Genomic DNA, 20,259 nt, shown 5'->3' with positions numbered 1-20,259 from the left:
AGCAGATTGTGGCGCCCGGAACCTCGCTTTTTTGCGCCAAAATCCTTACGGGGCACAGGTCTTTCCTGCCGATTCAATCCACAGATTGCTTACGTGACGCTTGCCCGCATAGAAACGGTAAGTTGTCGCGCCGTTGTCGCTGCGGATCTTGACGATGTTCGAGTCACCGAAATCGAGCATCTGGCCTTGGGGTATTGCGGTGGACTTGAACGCGGCGTCGTGCTGGTTGGCCATCTGCGTCAGACACGCAATCACATCGTTCACGGAACGCTGCGTCGTGGTGTCGGTGACGGGCTCGCCGGCATCCGGGTCTTTCTGAAAATACGCGCAAGCGCTGAGTAGCAGCGGAACGGACAGGACTACGGCGAACTTCTTCATATCTCTCCTGGCGTTGATTCGGCGATTCGGCTGGTGGTCCGCAACGCCGCGCCGCGTATCACGCACGCGCGCGGCCGGAGCGCGACAACAGCCGCCATTATATCGAGACAGCAGACCTGCTCCGGCTGGCGACGCAGGCGGCGTGCCCGGGCCGGTCGGTGCAGAGGGCTGAGCGGCCGGGTACCGCGCTCGATTACTTGCGCCGTTGCGCCTGAGCCGCAAGCCTCACCGCCGCATTGGCCGCGCCGTAACCGTCGTAGCCGCCGCGTCGCTCGACGATTTCGAGGAAGAAACGCTGATCGAGCTGTTCCGTATAAGCGTGGAAGAACTCGCCGCCGCGTTCGTCGCGGTCGTAGAGGATATTGTTTGCGCGCATCGCTTCCAGCAGCGCGTCGGACAGCGCGTAGCGAGCGGCGAGGTCATCGTAGTAATTGCGAGGAATGCGCAGCACTGGCACCCCGTCGGCAGCGAACTCGGGGATCGCGCTGAAGATATCGCCCGTGCTGAACGCGACGTGATTCAGGCCGGAGCCATGATACGTGTGCAGCGCCTCGGCGACCGCCGTATGACGATCCACCGACGCATTCAGCGCAATCCGCACCGAACCGTCCTTGCTGCGCAGCGCGCGGCTGCGCACGAGCCCGTAGGGATCTGGCACGAGTACGCCCGGCTCCGCCTGGAAGCCGAACGCGGTGCGCAGAAACAGCACCCACGTATCGAGCGAATTCGCCGGCACCGACAGGCACACGTGATCGATGCGCGTGAGCGGACCGACCTCGGTCGGCCCGTTGATGTCGGTGAGCACGAAATCGGCTTCGAACAGCGTCGGCTGGTCCGGGGTCTCGTCGACGAAATAGTTGAGACTGCTGTCCGGCGCCTGCACGGCGGGCAGTACACGCTCGTTGGGACCGATCTGGCCGGAGAACGGCGCGTAGCCGAACCCGGCCGCGCGCTCGAACGCCTGGCTCGCGTCGTCGACCCGAAACGCCGACGCGCACAGCGACAACCCATGCTGCTGAAAAAACGCGTTCGCGAACGAATCAGGCTCGGCATTGAGCACGATCGACGCTGCGCCGTGCTGGTAAAGCGTGACGTCTTTCGAACGATGCTGACCGGCCTGGCGAAAGCGCAGCCGGCCGAGCCACTCGGCGAGCTGCGCGCGCGTAGTGTGGTCGACCGCAAATTCGAGGAACTGATAGCCGACGTGGGCAGGCGCGGCGGGTGAGCGGTACAGGTCGCGCGCCGTCTGCTGCGGCTGCTGCTGTGCCTCCAGCAGCGCCCGGGTTTGCTCTTCGAGGAACAGCAGCGAGCGATGGCCGTCGGCGGCGGTGATCGTCGTCGGCGCGGCGCGAAAGCCGTCGTTGAAAATTTCCAGCGAGAGTGGGCCCTTGTAACCGGCTTTGACGACCTGCGCAGTGAAGTTCGCGAGATCGAAGTCGCCCTGGCCGGGAAAGCACCGGTAGTGGCGGCTCCATTCGAGCACGTCCATCGCGAGTTTCGGCGCGTCCGCGATCTGCACGAACGCGATGCGCTCACCCGGAATATCGGCGATCGCGTCGGGCGTGTCGTTCAGCGACAGCGTATGAAAACTGTCGAGTACGAGCCCGAGGCTTCGATGATTGACCGCGTCGACGAGCTTCCACGCGTGGCGATAGGTGTTCACGTGCTTGCCCCACGCAAGCGCCTCATAACCGGCGATCACGCCAGCCGCTTCCGCCGCGCGGGCCAGTGCTCCCAACTGGTCGATCATCAGCGTGTCGTCGCAGATCGTATCCGGCGACACGTTGCTGCACACGAGGATGCGATCCGTGCCGAGTTCGTGCATCACGTCGAACTTGCGCTTCGCACGTTCGAGGTTGCGTCCGAGCCGCTCAGGACTCACACCGTCGAAGTCGCGAAACGGCTGGAACAGCATGATCTTCAGCCCGAGGTCTTCGGCGATGCGGCGCACGTCGGCGGGCGAACCGTCGAAATACAGCAGGTCGTTCTCGAAGATCTCGACGCCCTCGAAGCCCGCCGCGCGAATCGCGCTCAGCTTCTCGACGAGGGTGCCGCTAATCGACACGGTGGCAATCGAACGTTGCATCAACGGCTCCTGCGAAATAAATCGGACGACGGGTAAATGCTTGAGCGGCACTCGCTGCGAAAGTGCTGGGCCGCGCGGCCCAGCAGTGTTGCTGCAATGCGCAAATTGAGCCACTTCGTTACGCAGCGGAGCAAAACGCAGGCCAGAATCCGCCAGACTATCCGTGAGTTTGGAAACAGTCTATACAAACTAACTAGATGGTACAAATTCGTAGAAACCCCGAATGACGGTGGACACGGATGCGCGCACACTTCGTTACGCGTCGAAGAACCGCCGCGGCTGCCGCGGTTCGCCGCGCGCCTTACTTAGCAGGAGTCGCCGTCATGAGCTTTGCCTCCGTACTGGTCCTGAACGGACCGAATCTCAATCTGCTCGGCACCCGCGAGCCGGCCATCTATGGGGCCGAAACGCTGGACGATGTCGCGAAGCTATGCCGCGACGCCGGCGAACGTCTCGACCTCGCGATCGACTTCTGCCAGTCGAACGCCGAGCATCAACTGATCGACTGGCTGCACGCCGCGCGCACCAAGGTCGACGGCATCGTGATTAATCCGGCCGCGTATACCCATACGTCGGTGGCCATCGCCGATGCGCTCAGCGCGATCGAAAAGCCCGTTATCGAGGTGCACATCTCGAACGTGCATCGCCGCGAGGCATTCCGGCATCACTCGTACGTGTCGGCGGTGGCGGACGCGATCATCGTCGGCTGCGGCACCCAGGGTTATGTGCTCGCGCTGGAGCGGATGGCGACGATTCTTAAGAATAGGGCGGCGAAATGAACACTCAAGAAAACATCCGCCCGGACGAGCACATCGCCGCGCTGGCCAATGCGCAGGCGAATTCACGCGCCACGCCCCATTCGTATCTGGTGGGGCTGATCGGCTCCGGCATCGGCGGCTCGCTGAGCCCTGCGATGCACGAGGAAGAAGGCAGCAAGCTCGGTCTGCATTACATCTACCGGCGCATCGATCTCGAAGCGCTGAAGCTCGACAGCGCCGCGCTGCCGGAACTGCTCAGCGCGGCCGAACGGATGGGCTTCAACGGCCTGAACATCACGTATCCGTGCAAGCAGGCGGTGATTCCGCTGCTCGACGAACTGTCCGACGACGTTCGCGCGCTCGGCGCGGTCAACACGGTGTTGTTCCAGGACGGTAAGCGCATCGGCCACAACACCGACTGGTCCGGTTTCGCGCGCGCGTTCGAGCGCGGGCTGCCGGACGTGTCGCTCGAACGCGTCGTGCAGCTCGGCGCGGGCGGCGCGGGCGCGGCGGTCGCGCACGCGGCGCTGCAGATGGGCACGCAAGCGCTGACGCTGTTCGATGTCGATGCCGCGCGCGCGCAGTCGCTCGCCGACGAATTGCAAAAGCGTTTTCCCGCGGCCAAAGTGAGCGCGGGCACGTCGCTCGAGCAATCGCTGGCGACCGCGCAAGGGTTGATCCATGCGACGCCGACCGGCATGGCGAAGCTGCCGGGCCTGCCGCTGCCGGCGGAATTACTGCATCGCGAGCTGTGGGTGGCCGACATCGTCTATTTTCCGATCCGCACCGCGCTGCTGCAGGCAGCGGAGGCGCTTGGCTGCCGCACGCTGAGCGGCGGCGGCATGGCGGTCTACCAGGCGGTCGACGCGATGCGCATCTTCACCGGGCTCGAGCCGGATGCCGAGCGCATGTACACCCATTTTCAATCGCTGTTGCAACGCTAACCGGCCGCGTAAGAACCGGCACACAAGCCGACTGAGGAGACCAGCACCTATGCCGCAATCGATTCAATCCAACTCCGCGGGCGCACCCGTGCAAGACGGCAGCGCGGTGAGCACCGCGCGCCGCTCGAAGGCCCGTTACAAGATCCTCGCGCTGCTCGCGGTGGGCACGATGATCAACTATCTCGACCGCACAGTGCTCGGCATCGCTGCGCCGCAACTCACGAAGGAACTCGGCATCAACGCGGCGCTGATGGGCCTGCTGTTTTCAGTGTTCTCGTGGAGCTACGTGGCCGCACAGATTCCCGGCGGCCTGTTTCTCGACCGTTTCGGCAGCAAGCTCACCTACTTCCTGTCGATGACGTTCTGGTCGCTGTGTACGCTCGCGCAAGGGGTCGTGACTGGCATCGGCGGGCTGTTCGCATTCCGGCTCGGCCTCGGCGTGTCGGAAGCGCCGTGCTTCCCGACCAATAGCCGCGTGGTCGCCACCTGGTTCCCGCAAAGCGAACGCGCGATGGCCACGGGCACCTACACGGTCGGCGAATATATTGGCCTCGCGTTTTTCAGCCCGTTCCTGTTCATGCTGATGGGCGCGTTCGGCTGGCGCTCGCTGTTCCTCGTGGTGGGCGGCGTGGGTATCGCGTTCGGCGTGGTGTGGTGGCTGCTGTACCGGGAACCGCGAGATCATCCGTCGGCGAATCAGGAAGAACTCGACTACATCGAGGCGGGCGGTGGTCTTACGCAGCGCAACAAGGATGCCGCGGGTGTCGATACCGCGAATAGCGCGGCCGCGCGGAAACCGAGTGGCTTCCAATGGCGCACGATCGGCCGGCTGCTCAAGCATCGTCAATTGACCGGCATCTGTCTCGGCCAGTTCGCGGGCAATTCGACGCTGGTGTTCTTCCTCACCTGGTTCCCGACGTATCTCGCCACCGAGCGCCATATGGCATGGCTGAAGATCGGTTTCTTCGCGATCATGCCGTTCATTGCGGCGTCGATCGGCGTGATGTTCGGCGGCCTGTTTTCCGACTGGCTGTTGCGTCGTGGCAAGTCACCGAACGTGGCGCGCAAGCTGCCGATCATCGCCGGTCTGCTGCTCGCATCGACGATCATTCTCGCGAACTACGTCGAGAGCAATGTGGTGGTGATCGCGATCCTGTCGGTGGCGTTTTTCGCGCAGGGCATGGCCGCGCTCGGCTGGACGCTGGTGTCGGATATCGCGCCCGAAGGGCTGCTTGGCGTGACCGGCGGGATCTTCAACTTTGCCGCGAATCTGGCGGGTATCGTGACGCCGCTCGTCGTCGGACTGATCGTTGCCGCGACCGGTTCGTTCGTCGGCGCGCTGGTGTTTATCGGCGTGATCGCGTTGATCGGGGCACTGTCGTACATCTTCGTGGTCGGCGACATCAAGCGGATCGTGCTGGTGGATTAGAAGGCTTGACCGGTCGTCCCGTCCGAGCGACGGCCCGCTGTTTCCGGATCCCCGGTTGTTGCCGCGCAAGCGGCGAGAACCGGGGATTTCGCGTTTGGGGGACGCGGATTGGCTGATATCGAAGTCTGACAAGTTATAGGAGGTCCTATAACAAGTCCGTTACGGTAAGAGGTACCGAAGCGTCGGCGCAACGTGACATTGTCGAGAAATTCGGAAGGTATGACTATATGTGGCGAGAATGACCCCATCTGCGACATAAACAGCGACATGGTGACAAGCGCGACGATCAGGTCGTCAGGTAAGGGTAAACGATCTTGTATGACATCCCATCAATGAAGAGAATGCCTACAACCATAAGGCGAGCGGGAACACGAAGTCATTGGAGGGGATATGAGGACAGGATTGTTGGCGATTGCAGTCGCATGGATGGCGCTGGCAGGCTGCGGTGGAAGCGGCTTGGGAGATGGCAATTCGGACGTGGCGGCGAATTCGGGGCCTTCGAAACCAGATGCGCCGGCGTCTTCGCCGGGCGTCAGCAGCACATTCAACGTCGCGGACTACGGTGCCAAAGGCGACGGCACGACCGACGATACAGCGGCGATTCAGAAAGCACTCAATGCCGCGAGTGCCGCGAAGGGAACGGTCACGTTTCCACAGGGCACGTTCATGACGGGCGCGCTGTTCATCGGGTCGAACACGACCGTGCAGATCGACGAGGGCGTGACGCTGAAGGCCATCCAGGCGCCCACATGGTGGAACATCCGAACGACCGTCGCGTCGGGCGCAACCAATGGCTTCACCCCCGATGGTCTTTCTCTCTATCCGCAGGTGCCCACGCGCGTGCAGGGCATCGAGATGAACTGGGCGTCGGCGATTATCAACGTTCGCGACTCGGACAACGTGACGATCACCGGCAAGGGCGTGATCGACGGCAACGGGCAATCATGGTGGTCGCATTACTACTCCGATGGCACGTCGTCTCACTCGTCGCTCGGCGTGACATGGGCACTCAACTGGGATGAGCAGCGCCCGCGCGGCATCGAAACGTATAAGTCGACTCATGTCACGATCAAGGACGTGACCGTGCAGAACTCACCGTTCTGGACTGTTCACCTGTGCTATTCGGATCAGGTGCACCTCGACGGCGTGAAGGTCTACAACTTCCCGAACGCGACGACCGGCATCATGCCGAGTACCGACGGTATCGACATGGACTCGTCGACGAACGTGCTGGTGGAAAACGCGGACATCGTCGCCAACGACGACGGCTTCGTGATCAAGTCGGGCCGCGACGGAGACGGCCTGCGCGTGAACAAGCCGACAGCGAATGTGCTGATTCGCAATTCGGTGGTGCGGGCCGGCGCGACCGCGTTTACGATCGGCAGCGAAACGTCCGGTGGAGCGAACAATATCGAGGTGTCGAACATCAAGGTCACCCCGCTGACCGGGCAGATCAACAGCAACGTCGGCTACAAGGCGGGCGGCCCGGCCGTCTATAGCGTGTTCGTGTTCAAATCCGCGCCGACGCGCGGCGGCACGATGGAAAACGTTTATATCCACGACATCAACGTCGACGACGCGTATTACTTCATGCAGGGCAACGAAAATTGGCCTGCCGGCGGTACGGTTCCGGCCACGTTCGGCTCGACGTACCTGGAGCCAGGTTACTGGCCGTCGATTCTCGCGATGCCCGCGACGGCGTCCGACGGTTATCCGATTTTCCGCAACTTCAGGTTCGAGAACATCACGATGAAGCACGTGGAGAGCGCGGTGTTCGGTGTGGCCGGCTATACGATTGCAGGCGAAGCGGAAAAGGGGCGCTTCACCAACTTCACGTTCAACAACGTGAACATCAAGGCCGTCAAGTCGTCGGGTGCCTCGGTGGGGGCGGGTTCGATCGCCAATGCCGGAAACTGGACATTCACCAACAGCACGATCAAAGATGCCGGTGGGGCGAACCTCGTTCCCACCTTGGCCGCCACCTCGACCAACGTCACCGGTTTGCCGGGCCAATGAGCGAGGCGGTAACGCGGGCGCTCGCGGCCGGTCGAATGCAAGCCGCGATCGCCTGAGCAACAAACAGAAACGGGATGTGGCTTTCACCGCATCCCGTTTGCAATCGGAGCGACGTAATCTCGCTCCGATCTTACTTTTTCACAAACCGTAAGACCGCATCGACGATCATCGCCCGATGCCGCGCCCGCAAACGCGGATGCGACGGGTCGCGCCCGAACGCGGTACCGAACGTATGCCGGTTGCCCACGCGATGAAAGCACAGCGAACTGATCATCAGATGCAGATCGATCGGATCGATATCGTCGCGGAACTGTCCGGCGGCGATCCCGCGCGCGAGCAGATCCTCGATCGTATGAATGACGGTGACGTTGCGGCCTTTGAACGTCTTGACCTGCTCGACGTATTTCGCGCCATGAATATTTTCGATCGTCACGAGGCGTACGAAGTCGCGTTGGCGGTCGTGATAGTCGAACGTGAATTCGACCAGCGCGCGCATGCCTTCGAGCGGATCGAGTTCGCTGATGTGCAGGTCCTGCTCGAGCGCGCGAATGTCTCCATACACCTTTTCCAGCACCGCCTGGTACAACCCTTCCTTGCTGCCGAAGTAGTAGTACAGCATGCGCTTGGTGGTGTTCGTGCGTTCCGCGATCGCGTCGACGCGCGCGCCCGTCAGTCCCATTGCGGAGAACTCCTGGGTCGCGACGTCGAGGATATTGCGCTTGGTCTGCTCGGGATCGTACTTGCGCCGGGCGTCGGCCCGGCGGGTGCCGGTGTGTCTCGCGTCGGCGTTCGGCGAGCCGGACGCGATGCCGGTGGTATCAGGCCCGGCGGCCTTGCTTCCCTTTTTCATTGTGGATTCGAGCGGCGGTGACCGCGCATTCTAGCATGGTGAAATCCGCCTCTGGCGGGGGTTTCGGGCATAACCGCGGACGTCTTGATGCCGCCTCACGCGCGGCGCGTGGGCCGATAACGCGGCTGAGACGCCCGTCAGCCAGCCGTCAGACGGACGCTCGCACGGACCGGCGCCGCGCGGCGAACGAGTCGCGTGTCTGCATCGCCGTGTAGGTCAGTTGCGCGGCGGCGAGGCCGAGCGCGCCGTACGCGCGTGTCAGCCCAAAGGTCGCGAACGCGTCGGGCACCGGCCGTTCGCCGGCGATCGCCGCGGCCAGCAGTTCACCGGACACGGTGGTCGGCGCCATCCCGTGCCCGCCAAAGCCGACGGCGTACCAGACGCCGTCCGTGCTGCGGCCGATCTGCGGCATCTTGTGCCGCGCATAGCTCATCAGGCCGCCCCACGCATGCTCGATGCGCACGTCGTGCAATTGCGGATAAACCTTCAGCAGATCCTGCCGCAGTAGCCGTGCAATCGCGTCGGGCTCGCGCTCGCGCACCGAGATGCGGCCGCCCCACACGATGCGCGTGTCCGGTAGCGGCCTGTAGTAGTCGAATGCGAAGCGCGTGTCGTAGACCGCCGCGCGTGTGCCGATCGCGTGCTGCAGACGCGCGCCGAGCGGTTCAGTCGCCATCACGTAGGTGGCGATCGGCAAGACCGCGCGTTCGACGCGCGCATACACGTTGCGCGCGTAGCCCCCGCCTGCCATCACGACGTGGCGCGCGTCGAGCGCACCGTGCGGCGTTTGCACGACGAAGCCCGCGCCGTCGCGCTGCAAACTCACGACCGGCGAGCGTTCATGAATCGTCACGCCCGCCTGCGCGGCCGCCGCGGCAACACCGAGCACGTATTTGAGCGGATGAAAGTGGAACGCGTTGCGCTCGAACAGGCCGCCGTGATAGCGGTCGGTTTTCAGTTGCGACGCGAGTTCGCCCGGAGAAATCGGCTCCCACTCCACGCCGAACGAATCGTGCATCAGGCGCCGATGGGTTTCGAGCCGCGCGGGTTCGTCGAACCAATTGGCCAGGATCACGCCGGCGTCGGTCGCGTCGCAATCGATCCGGTAGCGCGCGATGCGCGTGCGCATCAGATCGACGGCGTTCGTGGTCAGCTCATAGAGTTCGCGCGCGCGCAGCGGGCCGAGCGTTTTCAGCAGGTCCGCGCAATCGAGGCTGTAGCCGCCGAACACGAATCCGCCGTTGCGTCCCGACGCGCCGAAACCGACCTGCTGCGCTTCGAGCACGACGACGTCTGCGACGCCGCGCTCGGCAAGGCCCAACGCAGTGGAGAGTCCCGCCAGTCCGCCGCCGATGATGCAGACGTCGGCGGCGCGCCGGCCGTTGAGCGGCGCATAAGCGCGGGAGCGGGTGACGGTGGCTTCGTAGAAACTTTGCATGAGGGCTAGGTTAGCGGCAATCGTGTGCCGCAGTCCAGCGCCGCCGCGGCACTCACCACGCGGCACGGCCTGCCTGCATCCCCATGCGTGTCGATGCGCTTCAGTGACCCCAGCGCAGCACCAGCGGATCGAGCCGCCGTGCGATTTTCAGCAGCCCTTCGCGCGTCGCGGGATGCATTGCCGGTAGCGGATGCCGCACGGCGTCCGAGCGGATCACGCCGCCTTCCTTCATCAGCGCCTTGCACGACGCGAGCCCGCCCTGGCGATTTTCGTAGTTGATCAGCGGCAACCATCGCTGATAATGCGCGGCGGCCGCTTCGGTGTCGCCGGCCGCGTACGCATCGACGATCAGCCGGATGCCGTCCGCATAGCCACCGCCGGTCATCGAACCGGTCGCACCGGCATCAAGATCGGCCATCAGCGTGATCGCTTCCTCGCCATCCCATGGTCCCACCACAGCGTCGCCGCCCAGTTCGATCAGCTCGCGCAGCTTGTTGGCGGCCTGCGGCGTTTCGATCTTGAAGTACGACACGTTGTCGATTTCGCGCGCCATGCGGGCGAGAAACGGCGCGGACAATGCAGTGCCGCTGACCGGCGCATCCTGGATCATGATCGGAATCTGGATCGCGTCGGACACCCTGCGATAGAACTCGTCGATGCCGCGCTCGCCGATGCGAATCGTCGCGCCGTGATAAGGCGGCATCACCATCACCATCGCGGCGCCCGCGTCCTGCGCGGCGCGGCTGCGCTCGGCGCACTGGTGCGAGCTGAAATGCGTGGTCGTGACGATTACCGGCACACGGCCCGCGACGCGTTCGAGCGCGAGATGCATCACCGTGTTGCGCTCGTCGTCGGATAGCGCAAATTGCTCGGAGAAGTTCGCGAGAATGCACAGGCCGTTCGAACCGGCGTCGATCATGAAGTCGATGCAGCGTTTCTGGCCTTCGGGATCGAGGCGGCCCGCGTCGTCGAAGATCGTCGGCACGACGGGGAAAACGCCGCGCAGGGCGGTCTTTGCGGCGGAGTGGGTGGGCTGGCTCATGGGCGTTGTCGGAGTGGTGGCTGCGGTTCGTGATAGGTGCGTAGCCGCGAAGGGCAGCGCAAGTAAATGCCTGTGCCGCCGACTATACGTTGCCGCGAGCCACAGGTATATTGAATTGTTTCCATAGGGTGATCGCTTTTGCGACTCACCTGTTATCTCACCTATCTGTCACGCGCGATGAAAGACACGTTGAATGTCCTGCTGTCCAAACTGCGGATGAAGCAGCTGCATCTGCTGATCGCGCTCGACGACCACAAGTCGCTGCACAAGGCCGCTGGCGTGATGTCGATGACACAATCGGCGGCGAGCAAGTCACTACAGGAACTCGAATCGATGCTCGACGCGCCGCTTTTCGAGCGCTCGAAAAGCGGCATGATCCCGAATCAGCTAGGTCATTGCGTGATTCGCTACGCCCGTGTCGTGACCACCGACCTCACCGCGCTCTGTCAGGACGTCGCCGAAATACGCGCCGGGCGCGGCGGGCGGCTAGCGGTCGGCGCGATCATGGGCGCGATTCCCGACTGCGTGGTGCCAGCGCTGAACGAGTTGCACGCCGCGCAGCCGGATCTGTCGATCGAAGTGATGGAAGATACGAGCGCGCGGATGCTCGCGCAGCTCGACGATGGCCGGCTCGATCTGGTCGTGGGTCGCGCGGCGGTCGCGGCCGATCCGTCGAAGTATCAGTATCGGCCGCTCGGCGACGAGCCGCTATCGGTGGTAGTCGGCTATCGCCATGCGCCGTTGCCGCGTCGCAATATGACGCTGCACGATCTCGCCGGGCATCGGTGGGTGATGTATCCGTCGCATATGCCGTTGCAGGCGCTGCTAGAACGCGAGATGGATCTTGCCGGCCTCGACATGCCGGACAATTCGATTTCGACGGCTTCCACCTTTGTGACGGTCGCGCTGCTGCAAGACAGCGCCGAACTGGTGTCGCTTTTGCCGAGCGCGATTGCCGGACCGTTCGTGCGGCACAAGATGCTGCGCATCGTGCCGGTCACGCTCAAATCGCCGTCGCAGACTTTCGGCATCGTCACGCGCAAGGGCGGCGTGCTGTCGCCGCCGGCGGAGCGTTTTATCGCGCTTTTGCGCGCACAGACGCAGCCGAAAGCGCGCGGTGGCGTGAGCCCGCAAACGAACCCCCAAACGAAGGCGCAAACGAACGGGCAACCCAGGCAGCCAGCGAGAAATCACACTAAGCCGCAGCAGCGCGCGGCGAATCCGGCGAAGCGTGCGCCCAGTCTCTGAAAGACCCCGATAAACCCGCGGCGAAGCCGGCCCGAAAACGAAAAACCGCCCGGAGCGGCGGTTTTTGATGGCGTGAGAGATCTTCAATATCTCACGCCGCTTCGCGTTTTGCCATCCGCTGCCGGCAGGTGTTGTAGCGGCGACACTGTGGGGTAAACACGAACCGATGGCGGTTTCTCGTTCCGCGCTACACTGCTTCGAATGCAGTGAGCCAGGCCCGGCAGCCTGGCGATCGCTCGGGGAGAGCAGCCATGAATCGGCCACCGCTTCGGTTTCCGCTTCGCGCAACCGGCACCGTACCGGGGCGGAGTTGGAGATGGCTCAAATGGGGGTTCGCGGCGGTATTCGTCGCTGCGCTGGCGCTGCTTGCGCGCGTCGCGCAGATCGAGATTGAAACCTCGCGGCTGCAGGCGCACTACCTTTCCGAATTGACCCGCGACGTGGCTTTCTCCGTCGACGAAGGTGCCAGCCCTTCGATCCGTTTCCCGCAAACAGACAAAGGTCCGTACGACACGCGGCTCGGTTACGCGCTGCTGCCGGCCATCCAGCAGCGCCTATTGCAACGCGGCTTTGAAATCAGCTCGCAGGCGCGCGGTTCCGAGCGGATGCTGTCGCTCGCCGACGATGGTCTTTTCCTGCCCTACGAAGAAAAGGACACCGCTGGTCTGCAACTGTTCGACGGCACCGGCGCAGCGCTTTTCAGCGTGCAGTTTCCGGGCCGCGTCTACGCAAGTTTCGACGCGATTCCGCCGCTGGTCGTGAACTCGCTGCTGTTTATCGAAGACCGCTATCTGCTCGATCCGAGTCAGCCGAACCGTAATCCCGCGATCGACTGGGGGCGTTTCAGCCGCGCGCTGGTCGATCAGGGTGCGCGTCTGGTCAACCACCATCAGCAGGCGCCGGGCGGCAGCACGCTCGCGACGCAGATCGAGAAATTCCGCCACTCGGCCGGCGGCCGCACCGCGACGCCACCCGAAAAATTGCGGCAAATCGCGTCCGCTTCAGTGCGGGCGTATCTGAACGGCCCGCAGACGCTGCCCGCGCGGCAGCAGATCGTCGTCCATTATCTGAATTCGGTACCGCTTGCCGCGCAGCCGGGCGTCGGCGAAATCAACGGCATCGGCGACGGCCTCGCCGCGTGGTATGGACGCGATTTCCGCGACACCAACCGCCTGCTGAAAGCGCCGTCGACCGACGCGAATCTGCCTGACCAGGGCCTTGCATTTCGCGAGGTGCTGTCCTTGATGATCGCGCAGCGCGCGCCGTCGTTTTTCCTGCAGCGCGGCTATCCCGAACTCGAACGGTTGACCGACAGCTATTTACGGCTGCTCGCGAGCGGCGACGTGATATCGGCGCCGTTGCGCGATGCGGCGCTGGCCGCGCACGTCGATCTGCATCGTGCGTCCGCACGCGCGCCGGATACCAGCTCGTTCGTGTCGCGCAAGGCGGTGACGTCGATGCGCTCGCACTTGCTTGCGGCGCTCGGCGTGCGTAGCTTCTACGAACTCGATCGCCTCGACGCGCAGGCGCTAGGCACGTTGAACAATGCCGTGCAGCAGGCGGTCGCCGAACGGCTCGCCGCCGCCGCGACACGCGATGGCGCGAAAGCCGCTGGACTCGTCGGGTTCGAAATGCTGCGCGCGTCCGACGACCCGTCGCATATCGCTTACAGCTTCACGCTGTTCGAGCGGCACGGCAACGCCAATCTCGTGCGGGTGCAGACCGATAGCGTGAACCAGCCGTTCGACATCAATTCCGGCGCGCGTCTGAATCTCGGTTCGACCGCGAAGCTGCGCACCGTGGTCACGTATCTGCAGATCGTCTCCGACCTGCATGCGCGCTACGGCTCGCTGAGCAATGCGGAACTGAAGGCCGTCAACCCCGATCCGAACGATCGGCTCACGCGCTGGGCACTCGACTATCTGCTGCACACGCGCGACCATTCGTTGCAGCCGATGCTCGATGCCGCCGTCGAACGCAAATACTCGGCGAGTCCCGGCGAAACCTTCTATACCGGCGGTGGCGCGCAGAGCTTCACGAACTTCGAGTCCGACGACAACAGCCGCGTCCTGACCGTGCATCGCGCGTTTCAGCATTCGGTGAACCTCGTGTTCGTGCGGCTGATGCGCGACATCGTCCACTACGAGACGGTGCAGACGACCGGAGCGTCATCGCAATGGCTCGGCGATCCGGCGGTCCGCAAGATGTACCTCACGCGTTTCGCCGATCAGGAAAGCCGCGTGTATATGAAACGCTTTTACACGAAGTATCACGGCAAGCCACCCGACCAGGCGCTCACGCTGTTGCTGCTCGGCGTGCGCAAGTCACCGCCGAAAGTCGCGACCGTATTGCGCAGCGTCGCGCCCGATGAATCCGACGCATGGTTCAACCGGATGATGCGCGCGGCGTTGAAGAACACGCCGGCCGCTTCGATGCTCGACGACGAAGACCTCGCGAATCTCTACACCAAGTACGGGATCGACCGTTTCAATCTGAACGACCGCGGCTATATCTCCAGCGTGCATCCGCTCGAACTGTGGACGCTCAACTATCTGCGCGCGCATCCGGACGCAACCCTCGCGCAGGTGCAGAGCGCGAGCCAGGACGTGCGCCTGTCCACCTACTCGTGGCTGTTCAAAACCCGCTACCACGCGACTCAGGATCGCCGCATCAAACGCATGGTCGAACTGCGTGCGTACGACGCGATCGGCAAGTCGTGGCAGGCGCTCGGTTACCCGTTCGCGAACCTCACGCCGTCGTATGCGGCGGCGATCGGTGCATCGGGCGACCGGCCCGCGGCGCTCGCGCAACTGATCGGCGTGATCGAGAACGACGGCAAAAAAGTGCCAACCGAAACGCTCACGCAAATCGACTTCGCGAAAGACACGCCGTACGAAACGCATTTCCGGCGCGCAGCGATAGCACCGGAGCAGCAGGTATCGCCGGAGATCGCCAGCGAGGTCCGGATGCTGTTGCGCGACGTCGTGACGGGCGGCACCGCGAGGCGTCTCGCGCAGGGCATGACGTTTCCGGACGGCAAGACGCTCGACGTCTACGGCAAGACCGGGACCGGCGATCAGCGCCTGAATGTGTACGCGAAAGGCGCGCGGCTTATCGAGTCGCACAAGGTGAATCGCAGCGCGACCTTCGTGTTCGCGCTCGGCGATCGTTTCTACGGCACGCTGACCGCGTGGGTCCACGAACCGTATGCCGCACACTATGAGTTTACGAGTGCATTGGCCGTGCAGTTGCTGAAGTCGATGGCGCCGGCGTTGCAGCCGTTGCTCGATGTTCCCGCCAAGCAGGCCGTCCCGGTGCGGGCCGAAGCGCAGCCGGCCGACACGAAGGTTGCCAGGCAGTAGCCGCGTTGTTATCGAAGCTTGCAAGCGAGAGAAGGCTGGCGCGGCAACGTTGGAATCTGAGAGACCGTCTGTTATCGACAAGCTTCACGAACGAAAGAACGGTCGCTCAAGGTTCGTCATAACTGGTATCCGCCGCCGGCTTCAGAAACAGCTCATGCACCGGCGCGAAATGCGCATAGAGCGGCAGAATCGCACCGCCCATCGCGCGGGCATCCGCGCCGATCGCGCCTTCGAGCAGTTGCGGGCGCACCATCCCCTCCCATTCGAAACGATCGAGCACGCGCTCGGTGCGGCGAATGATTTCGCGCAGCAGTTGCCGGTCGAGTTCGCCGTCGATCACGACGGCTTCGAGATCGAGCAATGCAGCCGCATTGGTCAGCGCGTTGGCGATCGCCGGGCACGCGCTGTCGAGCCATTGCTCGGTATATCGCCAGAGTTCCGGCGACAGCGCGCGATGATCGTGCGCGGCGGCAGCCGGCGCCCCCGCGTCGCTGAACAGCTTCTCGAGCACGAAGCCCGAGGCCGCATGCAGCAATTGCCGCGCGGGTTTGCGCGCGCTGCCTTCGCGCAGCGGAATGGAGCCGACCGCGCCAGCGTTGTCGTGCGGGCCGCCATGCAAGTGCCCGTCGATTACCAGACCGCCGCCGATGAACGTGCCGACGAACAGATACAGAAAGTTGTGGATGCCACGGCCCTGGCCCATCACGAGTTCGGCCGCACAGGCCGCCGTGGTGTCTTTCGCGAACTCGACCGGCAGGCCCGTCATCGTCGCGATGCGCGCGCGCAGATCGATGTCATGCCATGCTTCGAGCGCATCGGGCGGCGCGCCGAGAAAATCCCGCCAGCCACCAAGCCATAGCGGCGCCGCGACGCCCACGCCGACCACCTTGCCCGCTTGCGCGCCGAGTGTCCGATGCACGCGCGACAGCTTGCTTTCGAGCGCGGGAAAGAGCGCGCGCGGATCGGGATATGCATACTCGAACACGTCACGGCTCACGACGCGGCCGGCAAAATCCATCGCCAGCACATCGAGGCTGCGGCGTCCAACCTTGATGCCGATCGTATACGCACCGTCCGCGCGCAATGCGATCGGCACCGACGGCTGACCAATCCGGCCGCGCACGCGCGCCTGCTTTTCGAGCAGACCGTCGTCGATCAGCCGGTCGACGATCATCGACACCGTCTGCATCGAAAGACGCGTGAGGCGGCCCACGTCGGCTTTCGGCAACGGCCCATGCAGGCGGACCGTTTGCAGCACGATACGCTCGTTGAATTGCCGCATGCCGACCTGATTCGAGCCAACTGTGCGTTTGGCGGGCGAGCGGGCTTTGGCACCGGTGCCGGTGGTATCCATCGTCGGATCGGCTTAGACGCGCATCAGGCAATCGCCTTGACGTCGGCTTCTTTCGCGCCGGTCATGATCGCGACCGCCTCCGACATATGGATGTCCTTCGTATTGACGAGCGCCGCGCGCCGGCCGAGCCGCTGGATATGGATGCGGTCGGCGAGTTCGAACACATGCGGCATGTTATGGCTGATCAGGATCACCGGCAGGCCGCGCTCGCGCACGCGCCTGATCAGTTCCAGCACCATGTTGCCTTCCTTCACGCCGAGCGCGGCGGTCGGTTCGTCGAGAATCACCACGTGCCGCGCAAACGCCGCGCTGCGCGCGACCGCGACACCCTGGCGCTGGCCGCCGGACAAGGTTTCGACCGCCTGCCGCATCGAGCGGATGCCGATCTGCAGGTCCTTCATATGCGCGGTCGCTTCGTCCAGCATGCGGCGCTTGTCGATCATCTTGAACAGCGAGCCGCGCCAGCCCGGCTTCACCAGTTCGCGCGCGAGAAACAGGTTTTCGGCGATGCTCATCGCGGGCGCGACCGCGAGTTCCTGATACACGGTTTCGATGCCTTGCGCGCGCGCATCGAGCGGACTGCGAAATCTGACCGGCTTGCCGTCGAGCAGGATCTCGCCTTCGTCGGGCACCGTCGCACCGGACAAGGCCTTGATCAGCGACGACTTGCCCGCGCCGTTGTCGCCGATCACCGCGAGAATTTCACCGGGCAGTACTTCGAAATCGCAACCGTCGAGCGCGGTCACATTGCCATAACGTTTGACGAGTCCGCGCGCTTGCAGAACCGGCATCGCGGTGGCAGCCGAGGTGGCGTTAGGTGTCGACATGACAGGCTCCTATGAGGGCTCAACGGCCACGGTGCGAGAGTTTGTCGGCGGCGACCGCGAGAATCACGAGCATGCCCGTGATCAATACCTGGTACACCGACGACACGCCGATCAGCGTCAGGCCATTGCGGAACACGCCCACGATCAGCGCGCCAAGCAGCGTACCGACGATCGAACCGCGTCCGCCGAACAGACTCGTGCCGCCGAGCACGACCGCGGTAATGCTGTCGAGGTTTTCGGTTTGCCCCGCTTGCGGATCGCCGACGCCGGTGCGCGACACCGACAGCAGCGCGGCGATCCCGTAGATCGCGCCGGCGAGCGTGTACACGGTCAGCAGGATCCGCTGCGACGACAGGCCCATCAGCCGCGCGGCCTCCGCGTTGTTGCCGAGCGCATACAGGTGCCGCCCCGGTACCGTGTCGCGCAGCACGAACCATGTGCCCAGATACATCAGCAACGTGAGCACGGTGCCATACGTGACTTCGGCCGGTCCGAGCCTGAACGTGTTGCCGAAGAACATGATCGCGTCGGGCAGGTTCGACACGCTTTCCGCGTTCGAATAGATCTGCGTGAGCGCGAAAGCGATGTTCAACGTGCCCAGCGTGACGATGAACGCCGGCAGTTTGATGCGCGTGATCAGCAGCCCGTTCAACAGGCCGAACAGCGTGCTCGCGGCGACGCCGCACAGAATCGCGAGAACCGGCGGCACGCCGAGCACGACCGCGAACTTGGTCATGATGATCGAGCCGAAGGCCATCACCATCCCGCACGACAGATCGATGCCACCGGTCAGCACGATCAGCGTCTGGCCGATCGCGATGACCGCGACGACCATCGTCTGTTGCAGGATCAGCGACAGGTTCTGGAACGACAGAAAACGGCTGCTCTGCGAGATGAAGAACGCGCAAGCCAGAATCAGCGCGATCAGCGGTCCGGCTTCGGCCAGCGAAGGCAGGTGTTCGGTGAAAGACGGGCGCGGCCGGCCGGCGGGCGCGGAAGGAGTCGACATGATGGCAGTCCTCGATACATGAGCGTGACCGGGAGGGAGGGGCGAGGCTCACAAGAAACTCAAACGGAGCTCATGTGCAGCCCAGCCGTCGATCACGCGGCAAATCCAGTGGCGACCCGCCATCGCGGGCCGCGTTTGCAGTACGCGTTACTTGTTGCCCCAGCAGTTATCGAGGCCGAACTTCGTGTCCTTGCTGTCGATGCCCGACATCGGCTTGTCGGTAATCAGCGTGACGCCGGTGTCCTTGTAGCCGGACACCTTGTTGCCGGTCTTCGCATATTCGACGCCCGCGTTCACACCGAGCGCGGCCATCTTCAGCGGATACTGCTGCGAGGTCGCGGCGATCGCGCCGGCCTTCACGTTGCGCACGCCTTCGCAACCGCCGTCGATCGATACGATCATCACACTCTTGTCCTTGCCCGCCGCCTTCAGCGCGCGGTATGCACCCGCCGCGGCCGGTTCGTTGATCGTGTACACGACGTTGATGTCCGGTGCTTTTTGCAGGCAGTTCTCCATCGCCGTCTGGCCCTTCGCCTGGTCGCCGCGCGTGTCCTGGCTGCAAACGATCGACGCATCGCCTTCCTTCACGCCCATGCCTTGCAGAAAGCCGTTATGGCGCAGCACGCCGACCGACACGCCCGGCGCCAGATCGAGCGTCGCAATCTTCGCGGGCTTGCCGTTCATCGCGGCCTTCGCGTATTCGCCGATCAGTACGCCGGCCTTGAAGTTGTCGGTCGCGAACAGCGCATCGGTCGCATCTTGCGGCTGCGTCGGGGTGTCGAGCGCGATCACCATCACGCCCGCCGCGCGCGCCTTTTTAATACTCGGCACGATCGCTTTGGTATCGCTCGGCGTGATCAGAATCGCTTTGGCGCCAGCCGTCATCATGTTTTCAATCGCGGTGACCTGGCTCGCGTTGTCGCCATCGAACTTGCCGGCGGCGGTCATCAGTTTCGCGCCGTCTTTCGATGCCTCGGCTTCGGCGCCCTGGCGCATCTTCACGAAGAACGGATTCGTGTCGGTCTTCGTGACGAGGCCGATGACAGGCTGATCGGCCGCCTGACTCGCGCTTGCGCACCACACTGCGGATGCCGCGACGCACATTGACACGATGCTGCTGGCGACAGAATGCCGACGGGTATTCAGCTTCATGGAACGCTCCTCCGATGATGGGCAATGACGTGACGAATTTATGGCGATGACATGCGCGACACCTCTGGCGGACTGCCTGGCGCGCGGCGCGGCGATTTGGGTCGCCTAAATCACTCTGGTTGATTTAGTACAGCAGGCGCAGCGGCAATCGTCAAGCGAACGCGATGGGCGGAATTAGCCGCATGCAAATTGGCGTTAGGACGGTGCGGCTTGTGGAGAAAGGCTCACACGGTTTGGTGCGACGCAACGAGACGAGCCGGGACTTCGGGAAAGTCCTGACTCCGTTGAAACTGTTTTGAAAGGCTAACGGTGCGTTAGCGGCGTTGAGTCGACCGATGGAGTGCGCCAGTCAGCAGTGATTCAGCG

At 63.6% G+C, this 20,259-nt stretch carries 15 protein-coding genes; 6 read left to right on the top strand and 9 right to left on the bottom strand.

Annotated features, from left to right (window positions below; all coding sequences use genetic code 11):
• Positions 1-45 precede the first annotated feature (45 nt).
• Positions 46-378, bottom strand: coding sequence for a hypothetical protein (locus VGH68_RS13805; protein ID WP_331604197.1), 333 nt, complete (start codon positions 376-378; stop codon positions 46-48).
• 193 nt (positions 379-571) lie between these two features.
• Positions 572-2,464 carry a bifunctional sugar phosphate isomerase/epimerase/4-hydroxyphenylpyruvate dioxygenase family protein gene (locus tag VGH68_RS13800; RefSeq protein WP_331604196.1) on the bottom strand — a complete coding sequence of 631 codons (1,893 nt, stop codon included), beginning with the start codon at positions 2,462-2,464 and terminating at the stop codon, positions 572-574.
• A 323-nt stretch (positions 2,465-2,787) separates the two neighbouring features.
• Between VGH68_RS13800 and aroQ the strand changes: the two genes are divergently transcribed.
• The 4 genes from aroQ (at position 2,788) to VGH68_RS13780 (ending at position 7,611) form a co-directional block, all read left to right on the top strand.
• Positions 2,788-3,243, top strand: coding sequence for a type II 3-dehydroquinate dehydratase (gene aroQ, locus VGH68_RS13795; RefSeq protein ID WP_018423415.1), 456 nt, complete (start codon positions 2,788-2,790; stop codon positions 3,241-3,243).
• Positions 3,240-4,166, top strand: a complete 927-nt coding sequence (locus VGH68_RS13790) for a shikimate dehydrogenase (protein WP_331604195.1) — start codon at positions 3,240-3,242, stop codon at positions 4,164-4,166. Before aroQ ends, VGH68_RS13790 begins: the two co-directional genes overlap by 4 nt.
• A gap of 49 nt (positions 4,167-4,215) precedes the next feature.
• On the top strand, positions 4,216-5,595 hold the full coding sequence (locus tag VGH68_RS13785) for an MFS transporter (RefSeq protein ID WP_331604193.1): 1,380 nt from the start codon (positions 4,216-4,218) through the stop codon (positions 5,593-5,595).
• A 390-nt stretch (positions 5,596-5,985) separates the two neighbouring features.
• A complete protein-coding gene (locus VGH68_RS13780; protein WP_331604192.1) occupies positions 5,986-7,611 on the top strand; it encodes a glycoside hydrolase family 28 protein in 1,626 nt (541 codons plus the stop codon).
• 130 nt (positions 7,612-7,741) lie between these two features.
• On the opposite strand, the gene VGH68_RS13775 is transcribed toward VGH68_RS13780, so the two are convergent.
• The 3 genes from VGH68_RS13775 to VGH68_RS13765 all read right to left on the bottom strand — a co-directional run bounded on the left by VGH68_RS13775 (position 7,742) and on the right by VGH68_RS13765 (position 10,941).
• Positions 7,742-8,461 carry a TetR/AcrR family transcriptional regulator gene (locus VGH68_RS13775; protein ID WP_331604191.1) on the bottom strand — a complete coding sequence of 240 codons (720 nt, stop codon included), beginning with the start codon at positions 8,459-8,461 and terminating at the stop codon, positions 7,742-7,744.
• Between the two features lie 148 nt (positions 8,462-8,609).
• Positions 8,610-9,899: an FAD-binding oxidoreductase gene (locus tag VGH68_RS13770; protein ID WP_331604190.1), complete on the bottom strand. Its 1,290-nt coding sequence runs from the start codon at positions 9,897-9,899 to the stop codon at positions 8,610-8,612.
• Between the two features lie 100 nt (positions 9,900-9,999).
• Positions 10,000-10,941, bottom strand: a complete 942-nt coding sequence (locus tag VGH68_RS13765) for a dihydrodipicolinate synthase family protein (RefSeq protein WP_331604189.1) — start codon at positions 10,939-10,941, stop codon at positions 10,000-10,002.
• 177 nt (positions 10,942-11,118) lie between these two features.
• Between VGH68_RS13765 and VGH68_RS13760 the strand changes: the two genes are divergently transcribed.
• Together VGH68_RS13760 and VGH68_RS13755 are read left to right on the top strand one after the other, a co-directional pair.
• On the top strand, positions 11,119-12,189 hold the full coding sequence (locus tag VGH68_RS13760; RefSeq protein ID WP_331604241.1) for a LysR family transcriptional regulator: 1,071 nt from the start codon (positions 11,119-11,121) through the stop codon (positions 12,187-12,189).
• Positions 12,190-12,440: 251 nt separating this feature from the next.
• Complete coding sequence (locus tag VGH68_RS13755) at positions 12,441-15,551, top strand: transglycosylase domain-containing protein (protein WP_331604188.1); 3,111 nt, start codon at positions 12,441-12,443, stop codon at positions 15,549-15,551.
• A 106-nt stretch (positions 15,552-15,657) separates the two neighbouring features.
• On the opposite strand, the gene VGH68_RS13750 is transcribed toward VGH68_RS13755, so the two are convergent.
• The 4 genes from VGH68_RS13750 to VGH68_RS13735 form a co-directional block, all read right to left on the bottom strand.
• Positions 15,658-16,905, bottom strand: a complete 1,248-nt coding sequence (locus VGH68_RS13750) for an ROK family transcriptional regulator (RefSeq protein WP_331604187.1) — start codon at positions 16,903-16,905, stop codon at positions 15,658-15,660.
• Between the two features lie 23 nt (positions 16,906-16,928).
• The gene (locus tag VGH68_RS13745; RefSeq protein ID WP_331604186.1) at positions 16,929-17,732 is read right to left on the bottom strand and encodes an ATP-binding cassette domain-containing protein; all 804 of its coding nucleotides are present in this window, start codon (positions 17,730-17,732) and stop codon (positions 16,929-16,931) included.
• Between the two features lie 19 nt (positions 17,733-17,751).
• Positions 17,752-18,741: an ABC transporter permease gene (locus tag VGH68_RS13740; RefSeq protein ID WP_331604185.1), complete on the bottom strand. Its 990-nt coding sequence runs from the start codon at positions 18,739-18,741 to the stop codon at positions 17,752-17,754.
• Between the two features lie 147 nt (positions 18,742-18,888).
• Positions 18,889-19,893: a sugar ABC transporter substrate-binding protein gene (locus VGH68_RS13735; RefSeq protein WP_331604184.1), complete on the bottom strand. Its 1,005-nt coding sequence runs from the start codon at positions 19,891-19,893 to the stop codon at positions 18,889-18,891.
• Positions 19,894-20,259: the final 366 nt, after the last annotated feature.

Origin of the sequence: Paraburkholderia sp. (assembly GCF_036488505.1) — a bacterium.
Taxonomy (GTDB): domain Bacteria; phylum Pseudomonadota; class Gammaproteobacteria; order Burkholderiales; family Burkholderiaceae; genus Paraburkholderia.
This window is presented reverse-complemented; position numbering and strand designations above follow the sequence as displayed.

Excerpts from the sequence above, each read along its gene's own strand:
- VGH68_RS13805 (WP_331604197.1), bottom strand. The coding sequence starts at position 378 with ATGAAGAAGTTCGCCGTAGTCCTGTCCGTTCCGCTGCTACTCAGCGCT.
- VGH68_RS13800 (WP_331604196.1), bottom strand. The coding sequence starts at position 2,464 with ATGCAACGTTCGATTGCCACCGTGTCGATTAGCGGCACCCTCGTCGAG.
- aroQ (WP_018423415.1), top strand. The coding sequence starts at position 2,788 with ATGAGCTTTGCCTCCGTACTGGTCCTGAACGGACCGAATCTCAATCTG.
- VGH68_RS13790 (WP_331604195.1), top strand. The coding sequence starts at position 3,240 with ATGAACACTCAAGAAAACATCCGCCCGGACGAGCACATCGCCGCGCTG.
- VGH68_RS13785 (WP_331604193.1), top strand. The coding sequence starts at position 4,216 with ATGCCGCAATCGATTCAATCCAACTCCGCGGGCGCACCCGTGCAAGAC.
- VGH68_RS13780 (WP_331604192.1), top strand. The coding sequence starts at position 5,986 with ATGAGGACAGGATTGTTGGCGATTGCAGTCGCATGGATGGCGCTGGCA.
- VGH68_RS13775 (WP_331604191.1), bottom strand. The coding sequence starts at position 8,461 with ATGAAAAAGGGAAGCAAGGCCGCCGGGCCTGATACCACCGGCATCGCG.
- VGH68_RS13770 (WP_331604190.1), bottom strand. The coding sequence starts at position 9,899 with ATGCAAAGTTTCTACGAAGCCACCGTCACCCGCTCCCGCGCTTATGCG.
- VGH68_RS13765 (WP_331604189.1), bottom strand. The coding sequence starts at position 10,941 with ATGAGCCAGCCCACCCACTCCGCCGCAAAGACCGCCCTGCGCGGCGTT.
- VGH68_RS13760 (WP_331604241.1), top strand. The coding sequence starts at position 11,119 with ATGAAAGACACGTTGAATGTCCTGCTGTCCAAACTGCGGATGAAGCAG.
- VGH68_RS13755 (WP_331604188.1), top strand. The coding sequence starts at position 12,441 with ATGAATCGGCCACCGCTTCGGTTTCCGCTTCGCGCAACCGGCACCGTA.
- VGH68_RS13750 (WP_331604187.1), bottom strand. The coding sequence starts at position 16,905 with ATGGATACCACCGGCACCGGTGCCAAAGCCCGCTCGCCCGCCAAACGC.
- VGH68_RS13745 (WP_331604186.1), bottom strand. The coding sequence starts at position 17,732 with ATGTCGACACCTAACGCCACCTCGGCTGCCACCGCGATGCCGGTTCTG.
- VGH68_RS13740 (WP_331604185.1), bottom strand. The coding sequence starts at position 18,741 with ATGTCGACTCCTTCCGCGCCCGCCGGCCGGCCGCGCCCGTCTTTCACC.
- VGH68_RS13735 (WP_331604184.1), bottom strand. The coding sequence starts at position 19,893 with ATGAAGCTGAATACCCGTCGGCATTCTGTCGCCAGCAGCATCGTGTCA.